The sequence below is a fragment of the Pedobacter jamesrossensis genome (assembly GCF_042650905.1).
GTDB classification, from domain to species: domain Bacteria; phylum Bacteroidota; class Bacteroidia; order Sphingobacteriales; family Sphingobacteriaceae; genus Pedobacter; species Pedobacter jamesrossensis.
In genome coordinates this window covers 40272-47633 of sequence record NZ_JBHSBY010000029.1, presented here as the reverse complement: position 1 = coordinate 47633, position 7362 = coordinate 40272, and the positions used below count along the sequence as shown (strand labels likewise).

Genomic DNA, 7362 nt, shown 5'->3' with positions numbered 1-7362 from the left:
ATATCGCTTTGTCCAAAAGTGATATGGTTAAAAGTTAGTGCTAAAGCCAGAACCAAACTGGTGCACTATGCCTCGGAATGTGGTGTACTTTGTTCGGAATAATCATTTCAGACATATTCAAAATTAAGAAATTATTTATTGTAGCGAATATCAAATAACGTTATGCATTAATCACTTAACGTATTTCCTTTTATTCATAATTTTATCAAGCCTATCATCAGCTTTCTGTTCAAATGATTTTTGTTTTACTGGAAGTTTTTTCAAAGTGTCTACCTCCTGGGCATTAATCTTCTTGAATTTAGATGTGGTATCAGTCGATACATTCTCTTGGTTATCTTTTGCACTGCAGGCAGAAAATCCAATAATTATTACAAATAATGCCTTTTTCATAGTCCAATTAAAATTAATAGGTTGTTTTAATAAGTAAAACTACAAAAATTTTACTTATACCTGTATCGGTGTTTAGAAAAGTTGCTTTTCCGTTATTGCATCGCAATGAGTAAAGCGCTTTTAAAATCAGAAATAGATATTTATGTAATTAATAAAGTACGTGAATTAAGAACTGTTGCTGGAATTTCACAAGCTGACTTGGCACTTGCATTAGATTTATCTGTTGGATTTATTGGTCATATTGAAAGCACAAAATATAGAGCAAAATACAACTTAAGTCACTTAAACAAATTGGCAAAAATATTAGGTTGTTCAATCAAGGATTTTCTTCCTGATTTACCCCTTTAACTACCCAAAAAAAAATGAGTTGCGAATTTTTTAATCAAAATTTTCTTTAAAAAATTTTGCAAGACGTTATTGTGTAAATCATAAAACCATAGGTTTATGATACACAAAAACACACCTTGCAGTATACATTACAACCGAGAGAAATTAGAACAAAATCTAACAGCCATAATATATACAGATATACATATATACCAATATCTGTATATACGGATATATGGTTAATTACTTCGGCAACTTTCTTTACAAAAACAACAGATTTTGGGCACACAAAAGACATCTCGCACTATAAAACCATCCATTATTTTACCTACATTTTCAATTCAACTTTGTATATCTGTATATACGTATAATTAGATAGCCATATATCTAGATATTCATATAACTGTATATGCAATCTTTATCATTCTTAAAAAGTCTGCGCTTATTGAGATATAATTTAGAGTTGATATTTATGATATTTTGATATTAAAAGAATATAAATAACTATATAACAATCATTTATGTATAAAAAATAAATTTTAAAGCTGATATATTTAATGATACTTTGATATTTTCAATAAACTTTATAAATCAAATAAAAACCTAAAAGACAGACAGTTGAAATTACAAATATCAAAATATCGAAAATATCATTTTATAAAACACTATAAATTCCGTGACTAATTTTAACGAATAAAAGTGGCTCATTTTTATCACTGTTTTTTCTTAACCATCGCTTTGCTGTGGCAATAGGAATTTCCATAGAATTAGTTATCGAAATAAAATGAGAAGTGGTAAATGTTTCTCCTAAATTCGGTAACACATCATAAACACTTTTCCAATAGCCTTGTAATAATTCAGATGGCTCTTTCACCCTCACTTTTTCGACCATACTATAAAAATAATTTGCCATTTGTACAGCTCCTTTTGCAGATTTTATTCCTACAGCTTCAGAATTATTTTTATAATCACTACAGCTAATTTCAATGATGTGAAGTATTAAAGCGAACCTATGAACATAAATTTCAAATTTTGACAGTATAGCTCTTTCCACATCATTTTCTGTATTATTTTGCCTGTCAATGGCTTGTTTCTGCCAATGATTAATAATGTCAAATGCTTCCTGACTATAACTTAATTCTGTAGTAACCAAACCATTAGCATTTAAACAACAAAGTGTTTCTATTATACTTTTATATTGGTTTTCTATTGCTTTATCAATTCTTTCATCAGATGGATATTTCTTCTTGATATGTTCAGGATAACAAAGCAACCACCTATCAAAAAAACCACTTTCTGCTTTCGAGGAAAAATATTTATTTAGAATTGATGGCTGGGTAGTACCTACAATAGTTAAAAATGTATTTATGGTTATGGTATCTTCTGCATTTAATCTATTTCTGATTATTGAACTACCGTTGAATAATGATAAATACATTTGTTCATCTGCGCCACTATGATAACGATTAAATGAAGCGACAAAACCCGCTATTTCATCCATAAAAATAGTAACACCTCTTGGATTGTTTGCCAGCGATACCATAACTGCCTCTGGAGTGGTATCAGATAAAATGCTACTATGAATTGTTTTGGTTTCCTTATCAGGATTTATTTTGCGGTGTTTTTTATTTTCTTCTAATACTGTTCGCTGTTTTTCAATTAAATACTCATAGGCGTGATTTAGTGGGGCAGTTTTATTTAATCCTGGTTGTCCAACTATAACTAACCATAAAGATGCATTTACCGTGTAATTTCCAGTTTTTAGAATATAGCTTCTACCTATTGCCGATGAACACGCAGAAATTACAGCAGAAAAAAAATAATCAATTGGATATTTACTAATCGAAGAATAATGCTTGATAATGTTTTGTAGCTTCTCGGGTAAAATTTCTACTGGAACTTTACTTTTATACTCTTCTTGAATTAAACTTTCAGCTTTGGTAAAAGACTTTTTCATCTTTTACCTCCCTTATTTGTTAAACCTAATGATTGTATAACTTCATTGAAATCATATCTAATTACCTGACCAACTTGTGTAAATGGTATCAGCTTCTTTTTCCTCCAGCAAGCTAAAGTTTGCCTTGTAATGTTTAATTTATTACACAGATAATCTCCATCTACTATTTCAGAAACATTTTTGTTCTGATTTTCTTGAATTCTTACTAGTGCATCCTCTACACTTTTAGTAACTAGTTTTTCAAAATCGCCTACTGATAGTGGCGAAAAAATGATGTTTTCCATATGCTGTTGTTTTTAAGTACAGCACAAAAGAATAACTTAAATTAACCTAAAAAGACACAGGGACAGCGCATTACTCGGAATGCTCACTATACTCTATTTGTTATTTTGATAAATTGGTATGTTTAATGAAATACCGTCATTTCCTCCAGTATTTCCACCAGTCGGAATTTGAGTAAAGTATGTATATGTGATATCTAATCCAAAAGTATTTTTTGCAATTATTATTAACTCCCTAACATTCACTTTTCGGTAAAAGTATTTTTTCAGTTTAATTTCTTTGAGAATACCAATCAAATTACTTTTACTATCAAGAAAAATATGAGTTTCTGGCTCAATTAATATGTTGTTTTCTAAAAGCTTTATAAGTTCTTTGTATGCACCCTCATAACAAACATCTTTTAGGGTTAATTGTGGATTGGAAATGTTTTTTTCTTTTTGCTGTTCTGAAACTATATTATTTGAACTTGATAATTGTAGCTCGATAAGTTTATCTGATAAATAATCAAAATATTTCTTAACCGTCATATTGGTATTCTCGTTTAAAAGAGGAGTATCAATATCATCAGGGTCTAATTTTGTAAAAAGTGTCTTGATGTCATAAAATGGTTGAAAAATTTTATGATACTTAATATTTTTACTGGTTTGCTCAACCTTTTTATTTGGGGATAAGGTAATGGGGATTTGCAAAATAAAATTACATTTATCAATTTCCTGATTTACAAAATCGGTTTCGTTGAAAAGAAATTTTCTGTACTCGTCCTTTAGCAATAAATCATCATCTAAATATTTTACCAAAACTTCAATTCCAAATTTTTCAAATTCATCAAATGGATTAAATCCCTGTATAAAATCATTTTTCAGCAAAAAGAAAATATACTGCTCGTGATAAAACTCTTCAATATCTCCCGATAAATAAAGAGATTGAAAAATATATTTTATTTCAGGTATTGTACTAAAATTCTCCATTATCTTAGCTATTTAATACTTTCTTTAGGTGTTCCCCAAGCTTTATTCATTTCATTTCTTTTACGCTCTTCGGTTACTTTTACATACCGTTGAAAACTCTTATAATCTGAATGGCCAGTAATTTCCATTACGGTTTCAGCAGGAATACCTTTTTCGAGTGAAAGTGTTGCAAATGTTTTTCTACCCGTATGAGCGCTTATTAAATCAAATTTTGGATGTACAGTAGCCTCTTTAATTGCCCCCTTAAAACGGATGATTTCAATTTTTTCATTAATTTCTGCCAGTTCACATAGTTCTTTAATGTAATCGTTAAACTTCTGATTTGATATTACTGGGATTGGCAAAAGGTGCTCATTATACTTTTCTAAAATACTTTCAGCGTAAACATTAATTGGTATTATTAACTGCTCCTTTGTCTTTTTGATAGTTAAGCATATTTCGGTTGCTTTAATATGCTCTCGACGCAATTGAGCCAAATCTGAATACCTTAGACCCGTTACACAACTAAAACAGAAAACATCCCTTACTTTAGCTAACCTTTCATTTTTGGTTAAATCTAGATTATATAAAGTTTCAAATTCCTCGTTAGTTAGTGCAATAACTTCCAGTTTTTGCTTACGAATTTTAAAGTCTCTGTAGCTATCAGTAATTTTAATGCCATTCATTTTAGCGTAACCCAAAAATGTTTTTAGTGTACTTAATTGCTTGGCAATAGTGATATTATTAATTCCACGGTGCTTAATCAAGTAATTTTGAAATGATTGAAAAAAGGAATAATTGATATCTTCAAACCTAATTCTTGTTCTGTTATGCTTTTCGAAAGCACCTAAATGAGTTTTTAATGCTTTGTAAACACTTAAGCTACCCTTTGCCCTACTTGGTTCATTCTCTGTAACGTAATTATCAATAAAATCGAATACGATATTATTTTTTTCTTCCTTTTTAGTTTTTACATTATTCTTATTCTTTAGTTTTTCGACTAACATATCTGCGCTGTATGGCACATTGTCAAGCTCATACCGATGGGCAATGTCTTCAAGACTTTTCTTTAAGTCTTGCAAATCATCATTAATTCTTTTGATATCGTTAAGTAATGGGCTTAAACTCAAATCATAATCCTTACTAACTTCTTTTAAAGATTTTTTATTTAAATAAATCGCCTTTTGATTTTCGTTATCCCAATATTCGGGAAGCAGGGTTATTCCAGTAGGTATCTTTTTCCTTTGAGCTTCTACTCTCAAAATTAAGATGAGGGGGTGTTCGCTCTTTTTATTTACTACATCTTTTCGAAGTTCATACCTAAGTGATAATGCCATTTTTTCGCCTTTTAAATAACTCCTTCAAACATAGCAAAAAATAGTCTTGTGGGGCTAATTGTGGGGCTAATTTTACTAACATTGGTTAACTTAGCCTAACACGTGTTAACACGAATATAGCGTTAAAGCTATTTAAAAGGCATTTTATGTAAATATGAGTACATCAAAAATACATAGGTTAAAATCCCCCACTCTCCGCCAAATGGTATCAAAACCAACAAAAAGCCTGCAAATCGTAAGATAGCAGGCTTTTTTGATTTTAAAGTATTCCAAAATACACATTAAATCGGATCATGTACAAAACCTGTGGGATGGAGAATAAATGGATCAAAACTTTGTTTAAATCGCTCTTTACTTCTTTTATCATAAATCTAGTGTTGCAATAATGATTGAACAGCTATGAAGTTGGCCGCTCTAAAAAAATCTTATATACTGAACCGTGGATGCAAGTTGCTATATAGATCGATTCTGAAAAATGAGATCAATCGAGGGTGCGAAACAACCTGTGCTTATTATTGATGCAAACACAGGTTGTTTATCAGTTCGACAATTAAAAAGCAGCGTTTTTTATCCTTATTAACTTACCATTCAACTCATCAGTAAGAATGTAGAGCTTACCCATAGGACTTTGTGCCACTTTTCGTATTCTAACTCTATCGTCTGTGAAAAGTTCTTCAGCACTTTTTATGGTTTCCCCATCTAACACCATCCGCCATAAACTACCTTTTGATAATCCTCCAACAAGTAAATTCCCTTTCCAAGATGTAAACTCATTTCCCGAGTAAAAAAGTAACCCAGTGGGCGCTACGGTCTGTAACCAAGACCAGGCTGGGTCTGTATAATTATGGTCAGGGATAGGTTTTGGAGCAAATTCAGCAAAGCGATATTTGCCTGTTGTTTTCATGGGCCAGCCATAATTTGCTTTTGCTTTCAGCACATTGATTTCATCTCCCTGGTGCGTGCCATGTTCGGTAAACCAAATCTTGTTGGTATTGGTATCAAGCGCTATACCTTGTGCTGCCCTGATACCTGTAGCGTACAATCCTGGCGTTGCGTTAGTTCCAAAATCCGGATTATCCTTTGGGATGGTTCCATCAGAATTTATCCGATAAATTTTCCCCCTTTTATCTGCTGTATTTTGCGCAATAGGAATGGCAGGCTCATCCTTTTCAGTAAATAACCGCTCACCTATGGTAAAATAAAGTTTGCCATCTTTTCCGAAGGTCATTCCTCCTCCGTAATGATACCGTTCTTTAGTATAAGGCTCTGCTACAAAAAGCACCTTGACCTGTTGCAAAGATTCATTTTCCAGTACTGCTCTGATTACTTTAGTTGTTCTACTACTATCTTTTTGAGCAACGTATGACAGATAAATATATTTATTGATGTTGAAAAATGGATCAAGCACCACTTCGAATTTGCCCGTGTTATCTCCGAATCCAATACTACTTTCATCCATATCAGCCGGAAAACCTTGGATCTTTTTTTTTTCTTTATTCAATAAATTGACTTTTAACAGGTTACCTTCCTTCTCTGAGATCAATACCTCATTTTCTCCTATAAAAGCGATACTCCAGGGGCGCTTCAGGCCTTCCAAAGTGATTTCTTTCTTTGGCAGCATGGCATTTGGATTAAAGGTTTTATGAGCTGTTCTGGTAGAAACTTTATCCGCTATAAACCATCCTTCATTAGTTTTCATAAGGTTAAAATAGTCGGTAAACAGGTCCTTTGAAGTACTGATTTCGACTTTTGCACTCCCCATATTGTTGGTAATGTCCAGGGCAACTATTCGCGTACTCAGATTTTTAATTCGCTCCCTGGGTACGAATGTACTGAGATACTTATTTCTCGTAAATTCTATAAAAGTTCCATTGTTATAGTTCTTTAAGTGACAGGAACTATGCATGGCTTTACCCAATTTGGTGGTGTCTCCTGTTGCCCAGCCATCAAAGTACAATTGTATTGTGCTTTCTATTAATTGCCTTTCGGAAGGCGTGTTTTGGGAAAATGCGGAAAAAAATCCGACAGTCATGCCGATAGTAAGGATTACTTTTTTCATAAAAGTGTTTTGATAATGAATGAAATATTTTATTCGTTTCTCAAATATGTGTTACACTTTTAT

Annotated in this window: 7 protein-coding genes; 1 reads left to right on the top strand and 6 read right to left on the bottom strand. The window is 31.9% G+C overall.

Going from position 1 to position 7362, the window contains the following annotated elements; all coding sequences use genetic code 11:
* Positions 1 to 171: 171 nt before the first annotated feature.
* On the bottom strand, positions 172 to 390 hold the full coding sequence (locus ACFOUY_RS04720; protein WP_378959315.1) for a hypothetical protein: 219 nt from the start codon (positions 388 to 390) through the stop codon (positions 172 to 174).
* 105 nt (positions 391 to 495) lie between these two features.
* On the opposite strand from ACFOUY_RS04720, the gene ACFOUY_RS04715 reads away from it, so the two are divergent.
* On the top strand, positions 496 to 738 hold the full coding sequence (locus ACFOUY_RS04715) for a helix-turn-helix domain-containing protein (protein ID WP_378959314.1): 243 nt from the start codon (positions 496 to 498) through the stop codon (positions 736 to 738).
* A 634-nt stretch (positions 739 to 1372) separates the two neighbouring features.
* Here ACFOUY_RS04715 and ACFOUY_RS04710 read toward each other — a convergent pair.
* From ACFOUY_RS04710 to ACFOUY_RS04690, 5 genes are all read right to left on the bottom strand, one after another.
* A complete protein-coding gene (locus tag ACFOUY_RS04710) occupies positions 1373 to 2674 on the bottom strand; it encodes a DUF3987 domain-containing protein (protein ID WP_378959313.1) in 1302 nt (433 codons plus the stop codon).
* Positions 2671 to 2958 (bottom strand): helix-turn-helix domain-containing protein, encoded by a 288-nt coding sequence (locus ACFOUY_RS04705; protein WP_378959312.1) that lies wholly within the window; start codon positions 2956 to 2958, stop codon positions 2671 to 2673. Before ACFOUY_RS04705 ends, ACFOUY_RS04710 begins: the two co-directional genes overlap by 4 nt.
* A gap of 93 nt (positions 2959 to 3051) precedes the next feature.
* Positions 3052 to 3924, bottom strand: a complete 873-nt coding sequence (locus ACFOUY_RS04700) for a hypothetical protein (RefSeq protein ID WP_378959311.1) — start codon at positions 3922 to 3924, stop codon at positions 3052 to 3054.
* 8 nt (positions 3925 to 3932) lie between these two features.
* A complete protein-coding gene (locus ACFOUY_RS04695) occupies positions 3933 to 5240 on the bottom strand; it encodes a site-specific integrase (RefSeq protein WP_378959310.1) in 1308 nt (435 codons plus the stop codon).
* 550 nt (positions 5241 to 5790) lie between these two features.
* Positions 5791 to 7299, bottom strand: a complete 1509-nt coding sequence (locus ACFOUY_RS04690; protein ID WP_378959309.1) for a PQQ-dependent sugar dehydrogenase — start codon at positions 7297 to 7299, stop codon at positions 5791 to 5793.
* Between the last annotated feature and the right edge of the window lie 63 nt (positions 7300 to 7362).